This window comes from Geobacter argillaceus, from assembly GCF_007830735.1.
Lineage (GTDB): Bacteria > Desulfobacterota > Desulfuromonadia > Geobacterales > DSM-12255 > Geomobilibacter > Geomobilibacter argillaceus.
In genome coordinates, this window is sequence record NZ_VLLN01000032.1 from 1 (window position 1) to 23,637 (window position 23,637).

Genomic DNA, 23,637 nt, shown 5'->3' on the forward strand with positions numbered 1-23,637 from the left:
GGTGCCGACGATCCCGTCCGGCATGAACCGGAGCACCGAGAAGAGGATCACCCCCTGGGTGAGCATGATGTATTCCTGGATGGAGACCAGGATGTACGGCAACAGGGTCATGATGGTGGCCCCGAGGACCGACCCCAGGTTGGTGCCGAGGCCCCCGACGCAGATCATGACCAGTACGCTGACGCTGGTCCAGAGGGCAAAGGTGGAGGGACTCAAAAATCCCGCCTGCTTTGCGAACAGGGCGCCGGCTAGGCCCATCAGGGCATTGTTGAGCACCCAGGCAAAGGTCTTGTAGTGGGCGATATTGATCCCCAGCGCCAGGGCCGCGTCCTCGTCGTCGCGGATCGCCTTCAGTGCCCGACCGATCCGCGACGACATGAGGAAGTAGCACCCCAGATAGGAGAGGAAGAAGCAGACCAGGATCAGGTAGTAGTAAAACGTATCGCCAACTTCCTCCCCAAAGAGGACCATGGGCGGGACGGTGATTCCGTCGGCACCGCCGGTCAAGGACGGGAACCGCTCGGCAATGAGGAAGACCGCCATGCCGAACGACAGGGTGCCGATGGCCATGGCATGACCTTTCAGCCGCAGGAGCGGATAGCTGAGCAGCCAGGCTATAAGGGCGCAGAAGGCGACCGCCAGGGGAAAGCCGATGAAAAAGCGCACGTCATAATTGACCTTAAGCATCGTGGGAAGATACGCCCCGATGCAGAAGAAGCCGGCGCTCCCCAGGTTGATCTGGCCGCAGTACCCCATGAAGATGTTCAGTCCCAGGGCCGCTATGCCGTAGATGCTGACCAGGACGACCAGGTACCGTACGAAGTCGGGTACCCCCAGTGGCAGCAAGGCCCCGACCAGGGCCACCCCGCAGATGAGCATCAGGTCTCTTTTCCGATTACGCCACATATATGCTCCCTATTTGAGATTTTCGTCCCCCCTTTCATAAAGGGGGACTTGGGGTTGGTTGCTCCCGGTTCATCCTTATCGTGTGTTCATGGTTTTCGGCATCATGAAGCCGGCAAACAGCCCCTGGGGTTTGATGGTGAGGACCACCATCAGCACCACGAAGGTCGCCAGTTCCGCGTGCGCCGAGGAGACGTAGCCGACGATCAGTGCCCGGATCATCCCGACCAGTATCCCACCCAGGACCGCGGCATACGGGTTGCCCCAGCCCCCCACGATCAGGGCGATGAAGCCGTTGATGCCGAGGATCAGACCGTCCGTGGCCGTGAAGGCGGAGAACGGCGCGCACAGGACCCCGGCGATGGCCGCGATCATGCCGCTGATGACGAAGGAGAGGCTGGCCATTTTGCCCACCCGGATACCGGCCAACAGCGAGACCTCACGGTTGAAGCCGGTGGCCCGCAGCGCCAGTCCCAGGCGGGTCTTGTGCAGCAGGTACCAGTAGGCGGTGACGATGGCGACGGTGGTGCCGATGATCAGGAGCCCCTGGGTGTCCATCGGAATGCCGCCCACTTTCAACGGTTCATTCCCCAGGAAGTGATCGATGGGCATCCAGTAGAACCCGGTGAAGATCCCGACCGCCCCGGCCGCTATCGTGCCGACCGACATGGTGCCGAGGATCGGGTAGAACGGGTGCACGTCCTTTTTCAACAGCGGGGTGACGATGATCGCGTTGGTGATGAACCCCATGGCACCGCCGGCTACCACGGCCAGGGGAAAGGCTACCCACAAGGGCAGTCCCAGCTTGCTGATCAATGCCCAGCAGACCGCCACCCCCACCATGGCAAAGTCACCCTGGCCGAAGTTTACCAGCTGGGTCGCGTTGATGATCACCGTGTACGCCAGCCCCACCAGACCGAACAGGCTCCCAAGGGAGAGTCCCACGATGATGATCGGTACCAGGTCCGAAAGATAACTGTCCATTTGACACCCACGCATTCTTGGTTTGAGCCCCCCGGTCAGACGCGGATACCGCCTGACCGAGGGGCTGTGGTCACCGGCTGACAAACTATTTCGCCGGCATCAGCTTTCCGCTCTTGACGGTATAGATAATCTCGTCATCCAGATCCACAAGGTGGTTTTTGCCAATCACAAAGCCGCCTTTGCCACCAGTCTTGCCCGTTGCCCGCTCGTATTTTGGAAGCTTGTAGAAGGCATCACGGATGGCGGTCGAATCTTCGGGATTTCCGCTGGCCTTGAGGGCTTCCACAAGAAGGCTGATAGCATCGTATGCTCTGAGAACCTTCTTGTCTTCGTCCACAGGCTTGCCGGTATATGCCTTGATCTTACCGAATATCTTCCGGACAAAAGGCTTGGAGGTATCAGCAGCCTGGAGGGTCTCCCAACCACTTAACATTTTGGCTGGAGCAAGCGACATGGCAGAATTCAGGTTAGCTGCGCTGACATGGATGACATACGGCTTCCAGCCAAGGGAGTTCATTGCCCGCGCCAGTGCTGCTGTCTCGGATTCGTAGTCGGCAATGAACACTGCCTTGGCTCCCGAATCTTTCAGCTTCTTGGCCTGGATGGTGAGGTCCTTTGCCTTGGGCTCGATCAGGACTTCACTTACCACCTTGATGCCAAATGTCGGGGCCTTTTCCTTGATCATCTTCAGGGTGTCGGTGCCCCACGCCAGGGTGCTGCCTTCAAAGGCGATCGTGGTATGGCCGAGCTTTTTCAGCCTGGCAAGTGCTGCTTCCACACTCAGGAAGATCGGATCCTCGGTTCTGAAGAACCACGCTTTCCCACTTTTCACCAGCAGCTTGTCACTTGCCGGATCGATCGCGATGATTGGAATGTGGTTCTGATCCGCCCAGTTTTTGAGGGCAAGGCATACCGATGAGGTAACCCCGGCGATGATGACCTTGCACTTGTACTGCTCCTTGAACATCTTGGCATTGCCGAGCGCCTTAGCCGGGTCAGAGGCGTTGTCCTGAACGATCAGGTTGATTGGCCTCCCCTTGATGCCACCGGCAGCATTGATCTCCTTCACGACCATCTCCACAACGGGAGCTTCCTGCATGGTGAGAGTGGCTGCCGTCCCCGAAAAGTCGGTAGTAAACCCGATATTGATCGGTTCTGCTGCGAATGCTGCCTGGAAGGAAAAAACCAGGACCAGGGCGACTGCGACCATCGTCGCGATTGCATACATCTTTGAACCGTGCTGTTTCATACGTACCTCCTGTTAGATTTGACTATATGCCGAACAGAATTGCTTTCTCCTCATCCTTATACAACTACTTATCCAGACCGTGTGCACCTGGTGGTATTGGCCTTGTAACGAATCCACTCACAAACGACTTATTGCGCACGAATCTACTGGCAACACCAGCATCTAGGCACATGGTATATGTCTACACATCTATACATTTCTTGTCAATATAAAATTGTTTTGCTAAAGGACGATTTCAGAAGAAAAAACGATTTTGAGTTTTAATGAATGGAGAATTGATCGGACTAACGGATTCCTCGCCAGATCAGTTGAAGGCCGCTCAGGAACAGGCATGCCTGACCGCCGCGGCCTGAAGAGGGGAGATGGCGAGTGCCATCAGCGGCACGGCAATGCCGCCGATGGCGCCGCCGGAGCCTCCCTTTGAGATGCTGTTGAGCAGAACGGCGGGGACCGCCACCAGATAGAAGTCTGGATTAGAGATAAGGTCGGTTGTCAAGAGTGGAACCAATGGGTTCAAGCTGCTGCCAGCTTGTTGCTAGCGTGTCGCTACTTATTCAAGATACAGGACGTATGTTCGAGCCCAAGGCACTTGTTGCAGGAGATACATCTGGCAGGCTTCAGGTCTCCGCTTTGCCAGCGGTTGATCAGGTCACTCTCGCATATCAGTGGCCGGCTAAGGGAAAAATATTCTATGTCCGTCTGGTTCAGCATCTCTTCCATTGACTTGAAATCACGATTGCCGCCGACCAGGATAACCGGTGCATCGACTTCCTGCGCAATCTCAACGGCATATCGCTTGAAATAATGTTCCTGCTCCTTCTTTATTATCCGGACGGGTCCCTCATTCGGCGGTGACGACAGATTCCCTCCACTGACCTCAATGGCACTTAATCCCAGTTCAACCAGTTTCTTGCAGACGTATCTGCACTCATCAAACGTCATCCCCTGGTCCATGAAATCAGAACAATTTATTTTTATGAGAATCGGAAATTCGGTCCCTACTTTTCCCCGCATGGCCAAATACGTCTCAATAAGCATGCGCGCCCGGTTATCGATGGTGCCACCGTATGCATCGGTTCGTCTATTGTAATAAGGGTTCAGGAACTTGTTTAAGACATAACCGTGTGCGGCATGTATCTGGACACCGTCAAAACCCGCCTTTTGTGCCCTGAGTGCAGCGTCGGCAAAGGCAGTCTGCAGATACAGAATTTCATCCCCGGACATTTCCTCAGGAATGATCCTGGTGGCCAGATCTTCAATGGGGCTTGGCCCCCAGATCAGCCTTTCTTGTCCACCAGCATATGTCTGAGCACCAACGCAGCTTATCTGCATGATAATATTTACGTTATGGCGATGTACCGTATCGGTCAGCCGTGTATAGCCATCGATCAATGAATCATCATAGATGCCCATCTGGCACGGCTGCTTCGATTGTTCCCGATCGGTGACATAGGCGTGGCCCGTGATAATGGTGCCGACTCCACCCATGGCCAGGTTTTCATATATCTGCACCAACTCTGGTGTCACCTGACCGCGCTCATCCGCAAACCCATCCCGGGTAGCCGAACGGAAGAATCTGTTCTTCAGATGCAAGCCGGCAAAATGTGTCCGGTCAAATAAGGATTTCATCCGATTCTTCTCCAATTTCTGACAACCGAATCCGTGAGGCATGGAGGCAATGGAGCAAAACACAAAAGTGCTTCCATGCCTCATGGATTCACGTAACTGGTATGGTGCCTTATTTCGCAGGCAACAGCTTCCCGCCCTTGACGGTGTAGATCACCAGATCCTGCACATCCAGAAGGTGGTTCTTGCCTTCCGTGAAGCCTCCCTTGCCACCCGCTTTCCCCAGCACCCGCTCATAGTCCTTGATCTTGTAAAAAGCATCACGGATGGCTGTCGAGTTGTCAGAATTCCCGCTGAGCTTCAGGGCGCTTACCAGCAGGTTTATGCCGTCCATCGCCCGGGGCCCTTCTTCATTTTCGAGTGGCGCCTTGCCGGTATATTCCTTGGTCTTTGACCATGTATTCTGAACTTGAGGCTTATGGGGATCGATCTGCTGGATAGTCTCCCAGCCGGCCATCATTGCAGGATCGGCAAGTGCCAGGGCATTCATCAAGTTTGCGGCACTCGTATGAATAACGTAAGGATTCCAGCCGATATTCTTCATCGCTCTCGCCAATCCGACTGTCTCGGCATCGTACTCGGCACAGATCACCGCCTGGGCACCTGAATCCTTCAGTTTCTTGGCCTGGATGGTAAGGTCTTTCGTCTTGGGCTCGACCAGGACCTCTGAAACCAGTTTCATGCCGTAGGCAGGTGCTTTTTCCTTGAGTGTCGCCAGCGTGTCGGTCCCCCAGGCGAGCGTGCTTCCTTCAAAAGCAATTTTCGTGTAGCCAAGCTTCTTTACCTTGGCCAATACCGCATCCACACGTGGTGAAGCAGGGGTCTCAACCCTGAAGAACCAGGCCTTCCCGCTCTTGACCCACAACTTGTCGCTCTGCGGGTTAACTGCAATGACCGGTATGTGGTTCTTTTCCGCCCAGGCCTTAAGCACCATGGCCACGCCTGAAGTGGAGTTCGCAATGACTGCCTTGCAGCGGTATTTGTCCTTGAACAGTATCAGGTTGCCGGTGGCTTTCGCAGAATCGGAACCGTTGTCCAGCGCTACCAGGTTGATCGGCCTGCCGTTGATACCGCCGGAAGCATTGATCTGTTTCACGACAAGCTCGACTACCGGGGATGCCTGCATGCCGCTGGCAGCATTACTGCCTGAAAAATCGGCCGTAAAGCCGATACTTATCGGCTCAGCGGCAAAGAGTAGAGCAGCGGAGCAAAAAAACACCAGAAAAGCTGCGGACAGCAGTATCGTTATACGCTTGCACTGCTTTTTCATGTCGGTCTCCCTTTCAGCTGTATTGGTATGATGACAATAAACAGGGGTTACACAATGCACCTCGGATGAATGTCGCACCTCCTTCGGCTTCATTGTTGACAGCGCACTATCCAAAAACATTGACGGAGCAGCCTGTCTCTGCCGCCTCTTTGACAGCCAGCGTCGCAGCTAGGGTCCTGGTGGCATCGGCGCCGGTGATAACAGGTTTTTCCTCACCCCTGATCACCCGGCAGAAATGCCGCATCTGCATGGTCTGAGGATCGGCGGCATCAACTTGATGCTGATCCATACTCAGCTGGGCGCCCCACCCCTTTTCCCCCTTGTAGCTCCACAGTTGCAGCTTAGGCAGCGAAAGCCCCCCCTCGGTCCCGGCAAAAAAGTAACAGATTTCCCGGTAGCTCCTGATGTACGGCACTTCGCCCGCCGTTGTATCCCAGCTCCAGGGGGTTGCAACGGCGTCGGAAATGGTGAGGGTTGCCAGGGCGCCGTTTGCAAAGCCGATGATCGCCGCCGCAGTGTCTTCCACCGCAAAGCCGCGCACGGCGTTCGACGAAACCGCCTGGACGGTCGCGATCTCGCCACAGACGAAGCGGAGATTGTCGATGTCGTGGATCATGTTGATCAGAACCGGCCCGCCTCCGGCCTGCCGGCGCCAGGCCATGTCGAAATAATTTTCGGGCTTCTGCATCAGGCACTGGCCGGTCACGGCGGTAAGTCTCCCGATCCCGCCACTCTGGATGATGTCGCGCGCCTTCCGGATGATCGGATTATACCGGCGGTGATGGCCGACCAGAAGCTCCACCCCGGCCCGCTCTGCCGCTTCGACCAGAGTCTGTGCCGCTTCGACGGTGTCGGCAATCGGCTTCTCGACCAGCATATGCACGCCCCGTTCGGCGCAGGCCAGACCCACCGGCACATGAAGCGCATTCGGCGTGGCAATGACCACACCGTCAGGCTTCACCGCTTCGAGCATCCGGACGTGGTCGGAGAAACAGGGGATGCCCTGCTCTGCCGCAACGGTTGCAGCGGCCGGCATGGGATCGACTAAGGCGACAATCTCGCACAATAGCTCCCGCCGGATGATCTTCAGGTGCGTCAGTCCGATGAGACCGGCACCTATGACGGCTATGCGGACCGGGCCGGTTCCTGTCTTGTAATGACCAGTGCCCTTTGGGTCCGCGCCTTCGCATACAGACGACTTCATTCCTCTCTCCTTTTTCCGGGAATTACCTGTTGATATGGCTCACCAAAGCCCTGAGCCCCAGGAGATAGCTGTCCATGCCGAAGCCGGTGATCTGACCCACGGCCACCGGAGCGATCATGCTCTTGTGCCTGAACTCCTCCCGGCTGTGAATGTTAGAGAGGTGTACCTCGACCGTCGGCAGGGCGACGCTGGCGATGGCATCCCGGATGGAAATGCTGAAGTTGGTATAGCCGGCAGGATTTATCAGGATGCCGCGACAGGTGCCGACTGCGGAATGGATCTTATCGATCAGCGCCCCTTCCGAGTTCGACTGATATGACTCGATCTCGACCCCCAATTCGCTTGCCAGTGCCGCGAGCGCTGCATCGATCTCGCCCAGGGTCGCCTTCCCGTAAATGCCCGGCTCGCGGGTGCCGAGCAGGTTCAGGTTCGGACCGTTCAGTACTAGGATTTTCATGCGTTGTTCCTCCTGTGAAGATTGATGACTGTCGCATAACATCTTGTTCATGGCTTTTATGACTGTCATCCGGGATTGGCTCAGCCCGTCACTCAGGCCTGAATCGTTTCCGGTCTGCGAGGTGCAACGAAGTAAACCCAGAGCAGCGCGACAACATATGCACCGGGAATAATCGTAAACAGTACGGCATAGTTGTTGTTGGTTGCAGTAAGGATATACCCGACCAGCTGGGTCATGAACATGCCACCAACGGCACCAACCATGCCGCCGAGGCCAAACGCTGAACTGACCGCATTCTTGGGCAGCATATCCATCGCCAGACTCCACAAATTAGCAGTCCAGGCCTGATGGGCAGCAATCCCCAGAGAAATATACAGTACCGCCATCCACAACCCGCTGGCTGATGACGCCAGAATAATCGGCATAATGCACAGTGCACAGATGAGCATCGACAGCAGCCGGGCAGGAATCGCCTTCATGCCGCGTCCGATCATGGTGGATGAAATCACGCCGCCACCGACGCTGCCAACATCTGCCATGAGATAGATGACAATCAGCGGCAGGCCCATTTTGGAAACACTGATACCCAGATTGTACTGCTTGTTCAGATAGGGCGGCAGCCAGTAAAGATAGAACCAGAAGACCGGGGCAGTCAGGAAGTTACCGATGGCGTATGCCCAGGTGGCGCGCAGTCTGATTACCTTTGAATAGGGAACCTTTTCCACTTCGGCCTCTGCTCCCTTGTGGATATAGTCCAGCTCCTTCTGGCTGACGGTCGGGTGGTTTTCAGGGTTATGGTACGACATGAGCCAGAACACGAGCCAGACAATGCCCAGGCCGCCGATAACGTAGAACGCAGCCTGCCAACCCCATACGGCCATGATAAAGGGAACCAGCAGCGGGGTGGCCATGGCGCCGACATTGGTGCCGGCATTAAAAATACCGGCCGCCATGGCCCGCTCACCGGCCGGAAACCACAAGCGGGTGGTCTTGACGCACGATGGATAGTTCCCGGCTTCCGACAGCCCCAGAAAGAACCGGCAGATCATGAAGCCGACGACAGAAGCAACCAGACCATGTGAAGCTGCCGCCACACTCCAGACAAGGACCGCAACTGCGAACCCTTTCTTCACGCCGACCCGGTCGATGAAACGCCCCTGCAGGACGTAGCCGCCTGCATAACCAACCTGAAACCAGAAGTTGATGTTCGCATAGTCCTGCGCTGTCCAGTTCATGGCCTTGGCAAGTATCGGCTGCATGACACCGAGGGTGGCGCGGTCTATATAGTTCAGCGTCGTGGCAAAAAAGACCAATGACAGCATGCCCCATCGAACCTTGCCAACGGCAAAAGCTTGCCATACCTTGTCGCGGATGGAGACCGCCTCTCCAACACCGTTTGCGGTTGCGACTACGGATTCTTCCATTTTTTGCCCCCTTGGGCCGATGATCAGACCCGACCGTTGTATTTTCTGGGAATGGTTCCCGCTGTTTTGAATATAAACAATCAGTTAGTGTTGAATTGAGCTAAAACTGGAGCGGCTGCAACCGAATGGCTGTTATATGTATACACATGTATACATCAACAGTCAATAAAAACTTGTTTTGATCTGACCGAACGGTACCGGAGCAACGAGTTTGACAAGACGAGCTGCTGGAGGGGGGTCGTAATGGCAGGTACAGCACATTGTATATGTTTGTTGATCGGCTGATTAGCTAGATAACGGAGGGTGCGGAGAAAAACAGCCTAAATATCGTGCCATTGTTACCACTTTTGCGATGAGCGACATGCACCGATCAGGCAGACAAAGCGACTACTGTATGCTCTCTGTATGGCTTCTTTTCAATTCAGGTGGCAATAAAACAAAAGCCCGGAGAGCTCTCGGGAAGAATTCCCAGGAGATCCGGACAATGGCGCTGGACATGACAATAGTGACTTGTGTGGGTGTGTACGGCCTAGTACCTTGGAACATTATTCTTTTCGTTGCTGATTTTGTAGGTTGGGTTAGGCGGGTGTATGCCGTAACCCAACACGACCAAGCCGGCAACATGCAAGACTGTTGGGTTACGCGGTGAGGCCGCTAACCCAACCTACGAAGAAATTTGAGTTACAAGGTACTAGTCGGTGCTCACATGATGGACATGCTTGTTGGGCGAGTAGATGTCCATGATGTTCCAGTGGCCGGCCGTCGGCGTCGGAACGTTCTGCATCTGCACGTCGATGACGAACGGTTTGTTCGACTTGACCGCCTGTTCCATTACCGACTTGAACTCCTCAGCCGACTTGACGCTCACCCCTTCCGCTCCATAGGCCCGGGCAATGGCGGCATAATCGGGCAACCCCTTCGGGAAGACGGTGCCGAAGACGGTGCCGAAATGGGCCTTTTCCAGGCCGGCGATGACGCCGTAGGCGTTGTTGTTCATCACCACCCAGATCGTGGCCACGTTGTCCTCGACCGCCGTTGCCAGCAGTGCAGGGTTCTGACCGAAACCGCCGTCACCGACCAGCGAGACGACCACGCGATCGGGTGCGGCAATCTTTGCCCCCAGGGCTGCCGGCGCACCGAACCCCATGGTGGCGAACCCGCCGGGGGTCAGCACGCCGCCCGGCACCAGGACGGGAAACTGCTGACCAACGCCGTTCTTGTTCCACCCCACGTCGGTGGTGATGATGGCATCCTTGGGAAGTGCCGCGCGCACTTCGGCCAGTATCCGCTCGGGACGCATCGGATAGGCGCTGCTCGTCGCATTCTCACGGTTCAGCTCGCGGTAGGCCTCCTTGTTGGCGGCAATCTCCTGCTTGAGGGTATCATCCTTGCGCCCTTCGGGATACAGGCTCTTCGCCACCCGGTTCAGGACCGTCAGGGCCTGCTTGAGATCTGCAACGACCCCGACCTCCACCGGGAAGTTACGCCCGATCTCACTCGCTTCGATATCGATATGGATCAGCTTGGTCGGCGGAATGTTGAAGGTGTACCCCGGCTCCCAGGAACTGCTGTCCGCCTCGGCAAAGCGGGTCCCGAGCGCCATGATGTAGTCGGCCAGCAGGCATTTGCCGTTGATGAACTTGGTCCCCCAGAAACCGGCCATCCCCAGGCTGAAGGGGTGATCGTCCGGCAGGGCTCCCTTGCCCATCGCACTGTAGGAGACCGGAAGGCTCAGGTGATCCACAAACTCGCGCAGCTCGTCTGCGGCACCGGCCAGCACGATGCCGCCCCCCACATGCAGGTGGGGATTCTTGGCCTGCATCAGGGTACGGACAATCTTTGCCGCGGTTTCATCGTCGATTGACGGCTTGTGGAACGTCTTCGCGTTGTGCTGCAGCCGCTCGAACAGGGCGACATCACACTCCCGCGAAAAGATATCCATCGGCACGTCCACCAGTACCGGTCCCGGCTGTCCGCTCACCGCCAGTTGGAACGCCTTTTCAATGATCTCAGGGAAATGCTCCGGCCGCTCAACGCGCCAGGCCCGTTTCACGATGGGGCGGAAGATTTCGTACTGCGACCCGTCGGCATGCAGGCTCACTTCCTGCTGGCCGTTCTTTCCGTAGAAGTGGCTGGCGATGTCGCCGGCAACGATGACCATGGGGGTGCAGTCCAGGGCAGCGGTGGCAACACTGGTAACGGCGTTGGTCATACCCGGGCCGATATGGAGCAGCACCACCGACGCCTCGCGCGTGACGCGGGCATAGCCGTCCGCAGCATGGGCAAGGATCTGCTCGTGCCGGCCGTTGACGAACTTGATGGAACTCTTTTCCATCTCCGCCAACACCGCAATATTGGTGTGTCCGCAGAGACCGAAGACATGCTTGATACCCCGGTTCTCCAGGTACTTCACAAATTGACGGGAAACGAGATCTTTCATCGAAACCTCCTTAACGTGCTAGTTTGTTATGAACAACACCGACGCTGTTCGTGGACAGAGTTATTTCGTGGCACTCAACAATTTGTAGGTTGGGTTAGGCGGGTGTATGCCGTAACCCAACATGACCAAGCTGGCAACATTCGAAGCTGTTGGGTTACGCGACGAGGCCGCTAACCCAATCTACGAAAAAAAATGAGTTACAGGGTACTAGTGCTGACCGCTACTGCCTGACAAACGGATTGGGGAGGTTCATGCCGGTGGAGACCCAGACGCTCTTTACCTGAAGATAGTCCTTGATGGCCTCCTGCCCCCCCTCCCGGCCGATGCCGCTCCGCTTGTACCCGCCGAAGGGGGAGGTGTAGCTCGTGTCGCGATAGGTGTTTACCCAGACCGTGCCGGCCTTGACCCGCTGCGAAACGTACACTGCCCGTTCCAGACTGGTTGTCCAGATCCCTGCGGCCAGACCGTAATTTATGTCATTGGCGATCCGGATCGCCTCCTCAACGTCCCTGAACCGGATCACCGACAGTACCGGCCCGAAGACTTCCTCCTGGGCGATCCGCATATCATTGGTGACATTGGTAAAGATGGTCGGCTCGACGAAATTCCCTTTGGCAAACTCACCCGATGTCAGTGCGTTGCCGCCGACCACGCAGGTTGCGCCTTCGGATCTGGCGATATCGATATACCTGAGCACCTTTTCCAGCTGCAGCTTGGTGGCGATCGGTCCGATGTGCGTTTCAGGGGCGGCCGGGTTGCCGATCCGCGCTCCCTTAACCATGGCAACCATCTCTTCCACAAATCGGTCGTGGATCGAGTCGTGGAGCAGAAGCCGGGACCCGGCCACGCAGGATTGCCCGGCCGCGGAAAAGATCCCCCTGATCGCCCCCTTCACCGCCTGGTCGAGGTCCGCATCGTCGAAGACGATATTGGGCGATTTTCCCCCCAGTTCCAGGATCACCTTCTTGAAACTTTTCGCGGCCAGCTCGTTGATTGCCTGGCCGGCCATCTCGCCGCCGGTGAAGGCGATCTTTGCCACCAGCGGATGCGACACGAGCGGCTCACCGACCTCGCTGCCGAAACCGGTCACGACATTGACGACCCCTTTGGGAAAGCCTGCCGCCATGACAAGGTCCATGAATTCCAGCGAGGTGGTGGAGGTGAATTCGGACGGTTTGAGCACGATGGTATTGCCGGCAGCCAGAGCCGGGGCCAGTTTCCAGGTGGCGAGCATCAGTGGCGAGTTCCAAGGGGTGATGGCCGCAACCACCCCCAGCGGTTCATAGCGGGTGAAATTGAAGACCCCGGCCTTGTCCGTGGGGATGACCGCCCCCTCGACCTTGTCCGCCAGGCCGCCGTAATAGTTGTACCATTCGGCGGTGTACTTCATCTGCGCCCGGCACTCGGCCAGCAGCTTGCCGTTGTCGCGCGACTCCAGTTCACCCAGGAAGTCGGCCTTTTCATGAAGCAGGTCAGCCAGCCGCCGCAGGAGCGCGCCTCTCTGGCTGGCGTTCATCGCCGGCCACGGCCCGGAACTGAACGCCTCATGTGCCGCCCGGACCGCCCGATCCACATCAACGGCATTACCCTGCGGAATCAGTGCCCACGGCTCGTTGTCATAGGGGTTGGTTGTTTCGAACCAGTTGTTGCTGTCAGGAGCAACCCATTCGCCGTTTATGTTCAACAGATACCTTTTCACCCGTTACTCCTTGCGTAGTGGTAGCTCAATCGGCACGGATCAGTAGACGGCCCGGCCACCGCTGATATCGTAACAGGCACCGGTGGAGAAGCTGCACTCCTCGGAGACCAGGAACCGAACCAGGGCGGCCACCTCGTCCGGCTTGCCGAACCTCTTCATCGGGATCTTGTTGAACAGCATCTGGATCTGCTCATCGGTCATGCTCGCCGACATTTTGCCTTCTATCATCGTGGGAGCGATGGAGTTGACGAAGATGTTCTCCTGCGCGACCTCCAGGGCGAGTCCCCTCGTAAATGCGATCACCCCGGCCTTGGATGCCGTATAGGCACAGGAATTGGGATTGCCGTCCTTGCCGGCTATGGATGCGAAATTCACGATCCGCCCGCTCTTCTGACTCCGCATGTGCCCGATGACTGCCTTGCACATGAGGAACGTCCCCTTGAGATCGATTGCCACCACCCGATCCCAGTCTTCGATGGAATACTCCCATACCGGCAGGGTGGGCCCCAGTATCCCTGCGGAATTCACCAGGATGTCGACCTTCTTGAAGGCGGCGATGGCGTTGTCCACCATCGACTGTACCTGGTCCCATTGCGAAATATCCACGGACTGGACGAGCGTTTTCCTGCCCAGGGCGTGGATCTCTTCCGCAACCTCCTGCATGAGCTTTGCGTCAAGATCGACCAGCACGATATCGCTGCCGTCCTTTGCCAATCGCACGGCCACCGCCCTGCCCAGTCCCATGGCGGCCCCGGTAACGATCGCCACCTTCCCTGCCAGATCACTCGCCATCTGTCGCCTCCCCTTTCTTTCATCCTTCCGGTAATGTGGGTCCCTGTCGGAAATTAAATCAGTATCCAGCATGACAACAAAACAATTATATACTTGTCTACACCTTTATACATGTACTGTCAAACGAAAACCTGTTCTACTCCGGAAATCGCTCATCTCAGCCCCGCGAAAAAGCCGCGCCCGGAAGCCAGTACGTCGCTGGCCCAGGCCTCCGAACCAATGATGTTGGAACGGGCGTCGTTGGGAATCTCGAGACTGATCGGCAGGTCAGCGGGCAGGCGGCGAAACAGTGCAGCCAGGTCGATCCCCCCTTCCCCCGGCAGCAGCCGTTCGCAGCGTGCCGTATGGATCAGGCCGGCGACGTCCGTCGGGATCCCGGCGGGAGCGTCACATAGCTGAGCATAGTGCAGCCAGCTGCGCGGAATGTCGTTCAGATCGTCCAGTCTGCTGAACGAGCGGGCAAAGTGCAGCGCATCGACCAGTATCCCTCCGTTATCGCACGCGGCTTTTCCGATCACCTGCTTGGCACTGGCCAGATCCGGGACATGCGTCCAGGGCATGAATTCCAGGTCGCAGGTCATGCCGTACGGGGCACTGGCCTGACACAGCACAGCGAAATTGTCGATCAAACGGGACTGATCGGAATCATCGCCAGCCACCAGGATCGCCTTTGCGCCGAGCTTCGCCCCCACCTCCAGGAAGCCTTTATATTGTGCGACGTCGAACGTCTCATTGACCCGGATCATCTCCAGGTCGAATACCGTCACCCCGGTATCTGCGATGCACGACAGTGTTTCCTGCAGCAGTGACGGATTGTCCATCAATGGGTAAGCAACGCCACCCGGGCCCGCCGGCAAAAGCCGGACGCCGATACTGGTGTAACCGATCCTGGCTGCGACGCTGATCGCCTGTGGCGGGGTAAGGTTCAAAGCAGTCAGGCACGCCATTGCAAATGTCGACTTCATATGCTCATCCTCCGTGTACCGGGTCTGGAATGTGACTGCTCCGGGCGGAATAACCTTACGCCAGTCCGCTAGCAATAGCAATGTATAGATGTATATACCTATACCCAAAACCTGTCAATACAGAATCCTGCCTTTGGACTCCGTAAAGTTTTCTATTGACACGCATATGTCTACTTGTATATACGTCTTCTATGCCTTAATAATCCAACCCGGTATGATTACGGCGCTACCACTGGCATTCAACACGCATAACAAGAGGTGTTCATCATGCAACATCCGTACTTCCCCCATACCTTTCAGCCGTTCAAAATCAAGAACCTGGTCGTAAAAAACAGAATCGTCATGCCCCCCATGTGCGGCAACCTGGGCGGCGAGTATGGCCAGGTGACCGACAACCATATCAAGTATTACGAACAGAGGGCCAAGGGAGGCACCGGCCTGATCATCGTGGAAAACAGCAATATCGACTATCCGCTCGGGTCGAACGGGGCAACCCAGCTGCGCATCGACCATGAACGGTATATCCCGGGGCTGACCAGGCTGGTGGATACCATCAAGAAATATGGTGCCAGGGCGTGCATTCAGATCAACCATGCCGGCGCCTCGACCAATAATGAGCGAACCGAAGGGCATGGGGTTGTTGCGCCGTCAGACGTCTCTTCAAAGGAAGGCGGAGAAACGCCCAGGGCGCTGACTACGGAAGAGATCTACGAAATCGTCAGGAAGTTCGGCCGGGCAGCCAACCGGGCTCAGATCGCCGGCTTCGATGCCGTGGAGATCCATGCCGGGCATTCCTATCTCATTGCCCAGTTCCTCTCCCTGACGACCAACAAGCGAGAGGACGAATTCGGCTGCGGCTCTTTGGAGAACAGGGCGAGATTTTGCCTCCTGGTCCTGCAGGAAGTCCGGAAGACCGTCGGTCCCGACTTCCCCATCTTCATCCGGATCGGTGCGGACGAATTCATGAAAGGCGGTATCACGCTGGAGGACACCTTCACCCTCCTTGAATTCTTCAAGCCCTACGTGGACCTGATCGATGTATCTGCCGGCGCCAATTACACCCTGGAAAAACAGATCGAGACCATGAACTTCCCCGAAGGTTCCAAGGTCTATCTCAGCGACGAGATCAAGAAACGGTTCGACCTCCCCACCATCACGGTCGGCAACATCAGGAATCCCGAGTTCGCCGACAAGGTGCTGGCCGACAAGCGTGCCGACTTTATCGCCATCGGCAGGGGGCTGATCTGTGACCCCAACTGGGTCAACAAGGCAGACATGGGTGAGCCCAGGAAGATCAGGAAGTGCATCTCCTGCAACATCATGTGCGTGGGGAACCGGATCTTCAGCAGTCGGCCGATCAAATGCTCGCTGAATCCCGATATTTTCGGGGAAGACGACCACAAACATCACAAGGTGACGACTCCCACCAACGTTGTGATCATCGGCGGCGGTCCGGCCGGTCTGGAGGCAGCCTGCACCGCGGCGGAGGTAGGATGCAACACCTTCCTGTTCGAAAAGGAGAATGAGGTCGGCGGCCTGCTGCACCTGATTCAAAGATTTCCGGCCAAGCAGAAGATTCATTACTTTACGGAATATCTGTCGGAAAGGATGGCCGGCCTCAAAAATCTGGTCGTATTCCACGGCAGAACGCCGACCTTCAAGGAGATCGACGAGCTGAAACCTGACCTGGTCGTCAATGCCACGGGCTCATCCCCTTCCCTGCCGCCCATCAAGGGGCTGAGAGAGCTCATCAACCGGGAAGGGTCATCGATCTATACCGTGACCAACCTGCTGAAGAACATCGATTCGTTTTCCGGTCTGGAGAGCAAAAAGGTCGTCATTGCCGGCGGCGGTGCCGTGGGGATGGATTGTGCCGAGTTCTTTGCCGGTCTGGGTGCGAAAGTCACCATCGTGGAACGGCTGCCACAGCTCGGCATCGATCTTGACCCGCTCACCAAGAAGTATCTCATGGGGGTCATCAGGGAGTTTGACATCGATGTGCTGGTGGATACCACCATCGAAGAGGTTACGCAGAATAAATTGATCTGTTCCCGGAACGGGGAGAGCACCAACCTGGAGTTTGATATCTCGCTGATGTGTCTAGGTTTTTCGTCAAACAGTCAGCATGTTGAGGCGATGAAGGAGTACTACCACGGGAAGAAGATCGAATTCATCAACATCGGTGACAGCAGCAGGCCCCGCAAGATCGGCTATGGCGTCATTGAGGGAAGAAGCATTCTATCCAGCTCGACGCTTTTGAAGCGGATCGGCTGGTGATGATCTGACAAGAAACTGGGGAAGCTCCTCGCTGGTAATCATCTTGTTCCCTTTGTACGACGGGGAAGAGCTAAAACCGGGCCGATCCCGCCGAAGTACCCAACCAACGCCAAACCGCTGATCCGTTTCACGTACCCGGACAGCATCTCTAGCGTTGTGACCGTCTCTTCCGGGGTAAATTTATTTCTGAAGACAGGATCAATTGCGCAGGAATCTCTTCGGCTCCAAGAATCTTCACCAACTCTTCAACCCCTTCTGCCACCCTGGAAAGTTTATTGTCCTGCAGATGCTCCAACCCTTTCACAAGAAGCCCTTGCGGGACTTCTGGCGCTAGGGCCAGCAATTCCCTCCCTTGATCGGTCAAATCAATTTCAACTACCCTCCGGTCTTTTGGGGATCGGGTACGTGAAACCAACCCTCTTTTCTCCAACCGATCTGCAAGCCCGACGACCGTGGTCGGGTGGAGGTACATGCGACGCGCCAGTTCGGAAGGTTTGATCGGTGCGGCTTCGGCGATTACCTTGACAGCCCATAGCTGTGGCCCGGTCAGTCCTGTTTCCCGCTCGGAAATTTTCGATTGTTCGTGAACCACTTGGAAAATTCGCCGGAGGTTATCGATGATTCCCTCAATGGCATCTGATTTCGAAGACATAATCACTCCAAAAATCGGTTGACAAATAGTACTTATGTACGAATAATATTATAAATAAATAAAATGTACAAGCAAAGTATTAATTCTGTCAAACCCATTGACAGGCAATTGCCCCTGTGGCTCTACATGTAACCCCGTAATTACGGGCAGATAACCCAAAAGAAAGGAACAAAAAATGAATAAAAAAGCAATTGGCATGATTGTATCGTTATGCGGAGCCGCCCTGGTCGTTGGTGGGTGTGCCAAGCAGGAGATCGTCAAAAAGGACGAGTCGTTGGCACCAAAAGCGACTGTGACGGCCGCAACCGACAAGGGAACGGCAAAAACGGAGAAGATCGTTGCCTCGCCCGTGAAGCAAGACACCAAGGAAGTCGCGCCACAAAACGTCCCGGCGCAGAAATCTGACCAGGGGATCGAACAGCTGAAATCTGCCCTGGAAAAGGTCTTTTTTGCCTTCGATTCCGCAAAACTTTCCCAGAAGGCCCGTCAAACACTCGTCAAAGACGCCGCCGTTATCAAACAGAACTCCAAGGCCAGGATCAGGATCGAGGGGAATTGCGACGAGCGTGGTTCCGACGAATACAACCTTGCCTTGGGTGAAAAGCGGGCCAAAGAAGCCATGGAGTATCTCGTAACCATGGGGATACCTGCCAATCGACTTTCGGTGATCAGCTATGGCAAGGAAAAGCCTGCCAACCCTGGGCACAATGAAGCAGCCTGGGCACAGAATCGCCGGGACGAGTTCGTGCCGGTAACCCCATAAGCATCGACTCAGCAGCCCCTATGCCTCGGCAAACGCCACAGCGCAGGGGCTGCAAATTTCTCCCATAACCCTCCGTTGGCACTGCCACTCGGCTTTGAAGCCACCATTTCTTGACGGCAAGTCGCTCAGCAGTCCGCAAGACATTTGGATACCTCTATGCAGCAAAAGCTTACTGAACAGATAACCCTCGTCGCGAGTGTCATTAAATGGGCCTGTTATGCCTCGATTGTCGGCGTACTGGTGGGGCTCGGCACAACCGCTTTTCTAAGAGCGCTTTCATGGACATCAGGACAGTACGTAAGACTTCCCAACTCATACCTGTTTCTGCCGTCGGCACTTCTGGCAAGTAGCTTGCTGGTACAATGGCTGGCCCCCGATGCAGCAGGACATGGCACGGAAAAGGTCATTGAAGCGGTGCACAAGCGTATGGGGCGTATCCCCCTCGTGGTGGTCCCGGTGAAACTGGTGGCTACGGTGATCACGCTGGCCGGCGGCGGGTCGGCTGGCAAAGAGGGCCCGTGCGCCCAGATAGGCGCCGGGTTGGCGTCAGGTTTCGGCAGACTTCTGCGACTCGAACCAATGGATCAACGCAAACTCGTCATCTGCGGGATCAGCGCCGGCTTTGCCACAGTGTTCGGCACCCCCATCGCAGGGGCACTTTTCGGGATCGAGGTTCTCGTCCTGGGTCAAATGCTCTACGACGTGCTTTTCCCGTCGTTCGTGGCTGGTATTGTCGGCTATCACGTCGCCACCCTGCTGGGGGTACAGTATTCATATCAGGTAGGCCGGGTGATACCGGAACTGACCAGCTGGAATTTCGTTGAGATGATTCTGCTTGGCATCTGGTGCGGAATCGTGGCGTTGCTACTGATCGAAGCCATGAAACTCACTCATAGGCTTTTCGACAAACTCCCGTGGCCTAAATCGATGAATGCAATCCTCGGTGGGGTCATGCTCATCCTCATAGGGGCGTTCGTATCCAAACGCTATCTGGGGCTCGGCCTGGAGACCATCGATGGCGGTTTAAGAGGAGAGATTCTCCCGGGAGGAGCTTGCCTCTGGAAGGGGTTGGCCACTGCTATCACGCTTGGGTGCGGCGGAAGCGGCGGGGTCGTCACTCCGATATTCTTTATCGGGACAGCAGCGGGTAACCTTTTCGCCCAGTTCCTCAACGAACCATATGTGGCCACGTTTTCCGCGATCGGCATGGTGGCCCTCCTGGCAGGCGCAGCCAACACCCCCATCGCAGCGTCGGTTATGGCCATGGAACTGTTCGGCCCGTCGATAGCACCGCATGCAGCGGTCGCCTGCATGGTCAGTTTCCTGATCGTCGGCTATCGCAGCATTTATCCAAGCCAGGTTCTCGGGATGCAGAAGAGCGCATCCCTGCAAGTCACCACCGGTAAACCGGTCGGAGAGGTGAACGTGGCGGTAGTCTCTCACCGCGAAAAGTCACTGATCGGCTTCTTTGCACTGGTTTTGCGCCTGGTTAAGAGGGGAGAGAAGCAATGATCTGGAGAATAATAGTCGCGGTTGCAATGGCGTGGGCTTCAGGCATTCTTTCCGGCTGTGCTGCAACGGCCCCCGTGTCCATATTGTACTCCCCCTCTGTCGAGGCGAGGGGCGGATCGGGGAGTCTGCTTCTAAAATCTGCAAGTTATCACGCTGCCAGTAGCGGTGAGAATAGCACCCGCTGGGTCATCGGCAAGCGGAAAGATTCCGACGGGAGAGTAACTGGCGAAATACTGTCGGTTAATTCGCCGGACGATATGGTGCTTGATGCGCTTAATAGGGAATTGACTGTTACGGGGTACAGCGTCGAACTGGGTTCATCCTTGCCGCCAGACGTAGCCAAAGCGCTTGATCTGACCACTATGCAGATCGAACTTGATGAAACTGCAGGCATTCCGAAGGCTGAGGTGACATGCACCGTCAAAGTTTCGATGGATGTCTGGAAAAATGGCGTAAGAGTCAGGAAGCTGAGCTATGAATCGAAGGTTTCCGATTTTGCGATAGTCGACAGAAATCTCCTGAGGCGGGAGATGATCGAAAAGGCGTTGCGCGGAATCATGAGCCAGGCAGTCCCTGAGATCATCGCGGTACTGGAGCGAAAATCGTAACTCAGGCAAGGGCAATAGAGGGCAATAGGGTCACCCATTAAAAGGCTGCTGTCAGGACTGATAACTTGATTTACCTGCCCGTTATCAAACTATCAAATCCTGACCCCACTTTGGCCACATGCTCTATGCCGCGACGGACCTCTTTGTCAAGACGGTCCTCCAGAGCTTCCAGCGCCACCTCCATGTCATAGTGCGTCTGGAGATTCATCCAGAATTGCGCCTCCATGTTGAAGAAACGCCCTAACCGGAGTGCCGTGTCGGCGGTTATTGCGCGCCGTCCATGCACGATTTCATTTATCCGACGTGGGGTCACGCCAATATCCGGCCATCTTTGATCCTGCCGACGAAGGCGGATACACCATTACCTTCCCTGACTTCCCTGAAGCCATAAGTGAAGGTGACACCCTTGAAGAAGCCAATTACAATGCCATAGAGGTATTGGATCTAACTCTCAAATCAAGGATGGAAGATAACGAGATTATTCCTCTTCCTCATGCCGAATCAGGGGCAAATGTGCATATGGTTGCGCCGGATGTCAATATCCAGGCGGCATTACTTGTAAAGTCAAACCGGGGAGAGAAAAAGTTCTCCGACCTTGCACGAACGCTCGGCACTTCATGGCCTGCCGTATCCCGCTTAGAGGACCCGAAGCATTGGCCATCACTTCGTCAACTGGACAAGATAGCTGCGGCTCTAGGTAAACGATTAGTGCTTTCTTTCACTAGAGTAAACCTGAATACTGACCGGTGAGCCTTCTTGTCTTTTCGCTTCGCATGAGCTATTCACTCTAAACCGCAGCCAAGGTCCAGCGGAATGAACTCCGGATTGTTGCACTTTTCCCCGCACGAACAGCCATGTATCTATGCTGCGCGGGAAAGTGGATCAACCTTGCAGGTCTTATTGTTCGGTCAGAAGCGAAGAACGATTTTGGCATAGTCTCCGGACAGGGCGTCCGCAAATGCCTGCTGATACTCGGTCAACGGCATGATCTTCGACAGGATCGGCCGGATGTTGAACCTGGGGTCCTGCAGATAGCCGATGGCATCGGCCCAATCCTCCAGCGTGTAGATGATCGAACCGTGGATGGTCACCTCGCTTCTGACGATCTTCATTACCGGGTACTCCACCGGCTCCCCGGTAATGCCGATTGCCACTATCTCGCCGCCCGGTCTGACGATCCGCATCGACTGTTCGATGGAACTCCTCACCCCGGCAGCCTCCACGACGACATCGAACAGTTCGTCACCGATCTCACCCGGATGCAGCACCCGCACATCTCCCAACTGTTTCGCCACGTCGAATTTCCGGGGATTGACATCGACTGCAGTCACCCTGGCCCCCTTGAAGAGAGCCAGGGCGATGGAAAATAGTCCTTCCGTGCCGCAGCCGAGCACCGCCACGGACGTACCCGGCGAGATGGCCGCCTTTTTCAGGGCATGAACCGTAACGGACAGCGGCTCGATCAATATCGCCAGCTCATCGGGAATCTCGTCGGGCACGGAAACCAGGTATTTCCCTTCCACCAGCAGTTCCTGAGCAAACGCGCCGTCAGCGGATACCCCTATCGGCGTCTTCTGCTCGCAGATGTTGGTCCTGCCCCGTCGGCAATAGTCACATTCGCCGCAAAACGTGTTCGGCTCCACCACAACCCTGGTGCCAACCTTGTGCCGGACCTCGTTACCGGCCTCGACGACGACTCCAAGCACCTCATGCCCGGGCCGGAGGGGATAGGTTGCATAGGGGATGCTCCCTTTATAGACCCTGAGATCCGAGCCGCAAATGCCGCCATGGGTGACCCTGATCCTGGCCTGGTTTTCTTTCACCGTCCCCGGTGCCGGGGCATCGCGCAGGATCAGCTCCTCCGGTCTGTTCAGATACAGTTCAAGCATGGCGGTCCCCTGTTGTCAGTACGTTATCATCCGCATCCGGACCGGCATCAGTACCCGAGCTTCTCCAGCACGACCCGCCGCATGACCTCCACAGGGGGTTCGGCGCCGGTGAAATGCTTGAACTGCAGCACCGCCTGGTTCACAAACATCTCCACCCCGGAGATGACCTTGAGCCCCTTTGACCGGGCATCGGCCAGCAACCGCGTTTCCAGGGGGGTATAGACGACGTCGAAGACCACCTGCCCCGTCCGGAACAGCTCGACCGGAACGAGGGATTTGCCTTCGTTCGGGTGCATGCCGATCGGGGTGCAGTTGATGATCAGATCCGCATCCCCCATCCCCTTCACCAGCGTCTCGTCGGACATCAGCCCGGATTCGACCCGTTCATTATTACCTTTTTTCAGATCGGCCGTCAGCCCCTGGAGCAGCCCCTCGTTGATATCCAGGATGGTGAGCCTGCTGAGCTTCGTTTCCCGCAGCAGGGTGAAAGCGATCGCCCGAGCCGCCCCGCCGGCACCCAGCATCAGCACGTTCTTTCCGTCGAGTTCGGCGCCGCCGTCGATGAGGGCCTTCAGGGCTCCCGGCCCGTCGGTGCCGAGGCCAATGAGCCTGCCGTTCTCGTTGAGAATCGTGTTGATCGAACCAATGGAACGGTCGACCTCCGCCACCTCGTCCACGCAGTCCATCGCCTCGATCTTGTGAGGAATGGTCACACTCATGCCGCGGAAGTTTTCCAGGGCCCGCATCCCGGCCAGCGCGCTCTTCAGGTCCTCCACCCGGAACCCGAGATACACGAAATCAAGACCCAGTTCGTCGAACGCGGCGTTGTGGATGGCCGGAGAAAGGCTGTGCCCCACGGGATTGCCGATAATGGCGCACAGCTTGGTTTTAGTGGTTATGATCCGGTCCTTTGTCATACATCC

Annotated in this window: 22 protein-coding genes and 1 pseudogene; 5 read left to right on the plus strand and 18 right to left on the minus strand. The window is 56.3% G+C overall.

Translation table 11 applies throughout. The features are described from left to right. The 13 genes from JN12_RS17885 to JN12_RS17945 all read right to left on the minus strand — a co-directional run. The coding region (locus JN12_RS17885; protein ID WP_145025304.1) for a branched-chain amino acid ABC transporter permease at positions 1-906 on the minus strand (906 nt) is incomplete at its 3' end. A gap of 75 nt (positions 907-981) precedes the next feature. Then, positions 982-1,887, minus strand: a complete 906-nt coding sequence (locus tag JN12_RS17890) for a branched-chain amino acid ABC transporter permease (protein ID WP_170242047.1) — start codon at positions 1,885-1,887, stop codon at positions 982-984. An 85-nt stretch (positions 1,888-1,972) separates the two neighbouring features. Beyond that, the gene (locus tag JN12_RS17895; protein ID WP_145025308.1) at positions 1,973-3,136 is read right to left on the minus strand and encodes an ABC transporter substrate-binding protein; all 1,164 of its coding nucleotides are present in this window, start codon (positions 3,134-3,136) and stop codon (positions 1,973-1,975) included. A gap of 319 nt (positions 3,137-3,455) precedes the next feature. Beyond that, positions 3,456-3,632 carry a hypothetical protein gene (locus JN12_RS17900; RefSeq protein WP_211360580.1) on the minus strand — a complete coding sequence of 59 codons (177 nt, stop codon included), beginning with the start codon at positions 3,630-3,632 and terminating at the stop codon, positions 3,456-3,458. 50 nt (positions 3,633-3,682) lie between these two features. Beyond that, positions 3,683-4,765 carry an NADH:flavin oxidoreductase gene (locus tag JN12_RS17905; protein WP_145025310.1) on the minus strand — a complete coding sequence of 361 codons (1,083 nt, stop codon included), beginning with the start codon at positions 4,763-4,765 and terminating at the stop codon, positions 3,683-3,685. Between the two features lie 109 nt (positions 4,766-4,874). After that, the gene (locus JN12_RS17910) at positions 4,875-6,032 is read right to left on the minus strand and encodes an ABC transporter substrate-binding protein (RefSeq protein ID WP_170242049.1); all 1,158 of its coding nucleotides are present in this window, start codon (positions 6,030-6,032) and stop codon (positions 4,875-4,877) included. 106 nt (positions 6,033-6,138) lie between these two features. Further along, positions 6,139-7,236, minus strand: coding sequence for a Gfo/Idh/MocA family protein (locus JN12_RS17915; protein WP_145025314.1), 1,098 nt, complete (start codon positions 7,234-7,236; stop codon positions 6,139-6,141). Between the two features lie 22 nt (positions 7,237-7,258). Further along, the gene (aroQ, locus tag JN12_RS17920) at positions 7,259-7,693 is read right to left on the minus strand and encodes a type II 3-dehydroquinate dehydratase (protein ID WP_145025316.1); all 435 of its coding nucleotides are present in this window, start codon (positions 7,691-7,693) and stop codon (positions 7,259-7,261) included. Between the two features lie 92 nt (positions 7,694-7,785). Then, entirely contained in the window at positions 7,786-9,117 is a 1,332-nt protein-coding gene (locus tag JN12_RS17925) for an MFS transporter (protein WP_145025318.1), read from the minus strand. Positions 9,118-9,808: 691 nt separating this feature from the next. Further along, positions 9,809-11,557, minus strand: a complete 1,749-nt coding sequence (locus JN12_RS17930) for a thiamine pyrophosphate-binding protein (protein ID WP_145025320.1) — start codon at positions 11,555-11,557, stop codon at positions 9,809-9,811. Positions 11,558-11,777: 220 nt separating this feature from the next. Beyond that, positions 11,778-13,256 carry an aldehyde dehydrogenase gene (locus JN12_RS17935; protein WP_145025322.1) on the minus strand — a complete coding sequence of 493 codons (1,479 nt, stop codon included), beginning with the start codon at positions 13,254-13,256 and terminating at the stop codon, positions 11,778-11,780. Positions 13,257-13,295: 39 nt separating this feature from the next. Further along, positions 13,296-14,048: an SDR family NAD(P)-dependent oxidoreductase gene (locus tag JN12_RS17940; protein WP_145025324.1), complete on the minus strand. Its 753-nt coding sequence runs from the start codon at positions 14,046-14,048 to the stop codon at positions 13,296-13,298. A gap of 152 nt (positions 14,049-14,200) precedes the next feature. After that, entirely contained in the window at positions 14,201-15,013 is an 813-nt protein-coding gene (locus JN12_RS17945; protein WP_145025326.1) for a sugar phosphate isomerase/epimerase family protein, read from the minus strand. A gap of 267 nt (positions 15,014-15,280) precedes the next feature. Between JN12_RS17945 and JN12_RS17950 the strand changes: the two genes are divergently transcribed. Beyond that, a complete protein-coding gene (locus tag JN12_RS17950; protein ID WP_145025328.1) occupies positions 15,281-17,290 on the plus strand; it encodes an NAD(P)/FAD-dependent oxidoreductase in 2,010 nt (669 codons plus the stop codon). A gap of 148 nt (positions 17,291-17,438) precedes the next feature. Here JN12_RS17950 and JN12_RS17955 read toward each other — a convergent pair whose 3' ends face one another. Then, on the minus strand, positions 17,439-17,942 hold the full coding sequence (locus JN12_RS17955; RefSeq protein ID WP_145025330.1) for a MarR family winged helix-turn-helix transcriptional regulator: 504 nt from the start codon (positions 17,940-17,942) through the stop codon (positions 17,439-17,441). Between the two features lie 175 nt (positions 17,943-18,117). Here JN12_RS17955 and pal point away from each other — a divergent pair, with 175 nt between their 5' ends. From pal to JN12_RS17970, 3 genes are all read left to right on the plus strand, one after another. Beyond that, a complete protein-coding gene (gene pal / locus JN12_RS17960) occupies positions 18,118-18,705 on the plus strand; it encodes a peptidoglycan-associated lipoprotein Pal (RefSeq protein WP_145025333.1) in 588 nt (195 codons plus the stop codon). Between the two features lie 156 nt (positions 18,706-18,861). Then, the gene (locus JN12_RS17965; RefSeq protein WP_145025335.1) at positions 18,862-20,217 is read left to right on the plus strand and encodes a chloride channel protein; all 1,356 of its coding nucleotides are present in this window, start codon (positions 18,862-18,864) and stop codon (positions 20,215-20,217) included. Further along, positions 20,214-20,825 (plus strand): hypothetical protein, encoded by a 612-nt coding sequence (locus tag JN12_RS17970; RefSeq protein WP_145025337.1) that lies wholly within the window; start codon positions 20,214-20,216, stop codon positions 20,823-20,825. The genes JN12_RS17965 and JN12_RS17970 overlap by 4 nt, the downstream gene beginning before the upstream one ends. A 70-nt stretch (positions 20,826-20,895) precedes the next feature. Here JN12_RS17970 and JN12_RS21350 read toward each other — a convergent pair whose 3' ends face one another. After that, positions 20,896-21,033, minus strand: coding sequence for a hypothetical protein (locus JN12_RS21350; protein ID WP_246125917.1), 138 nt, complete (start codon positions 21,031-21,033; stop codon positions 20,896-20,898). Positions 21,034-21,057: 24 nt separating this feature from the next. After that, a pseudogene (locus JN12_RS21355) lies at positions 21,058-21,111 on the minus strand (HigA family addiction module antitoxin); the annotation flags it as partial. On the opposite strand from JN12_RS21355, the gene JN12_RS17980 reads away from it, so the two are divergent. Further along, positions 21,093-21,575, plus strand: coding sequence for a type II toxin-antitoxin system HicB family antitoxin (locus tag JN12_RS17980; protein ID WP_246125916.1), 483 nt, complete (start codon positions 21,093-21,095; stop codon positions 21,573-21,575). The pseudogene JN12_RS21355 and the gene JN12_RS17980 sit on opposite strands and share 19 nt — an antisense overlap. Positions 21,576-21,733: 158 nt before the next feature. Here the strand turns inward: JN12_RS17980 and JN12_RS17985 are convergent, their stop codons facing one another. Beyond that, entirely contained in the window at positions 21,734-22,714 is a 981-nt protein-coding gene (locus tag JN12_RS17985; RefSeq protein WP_145025339.1) for a zinc-dependent alcohol dehydrogenase, read from the minus strand. Positions 22,715-22,761: 47 nt separating this feature from the next. Further along, positions 22,762-23,631: a shikimate dehydrogenase gene (locus tag JN12_RS17990; RefSeq protein ID WP_145025341.1), complete on the minus strand. Its 870-nt coding sequence runs from the start codon at positions 23,629-23,631 to the stop codon at positions 22,762-22,764. Positions 23,632-23,637: the final 6 nt, after the last annotated feature.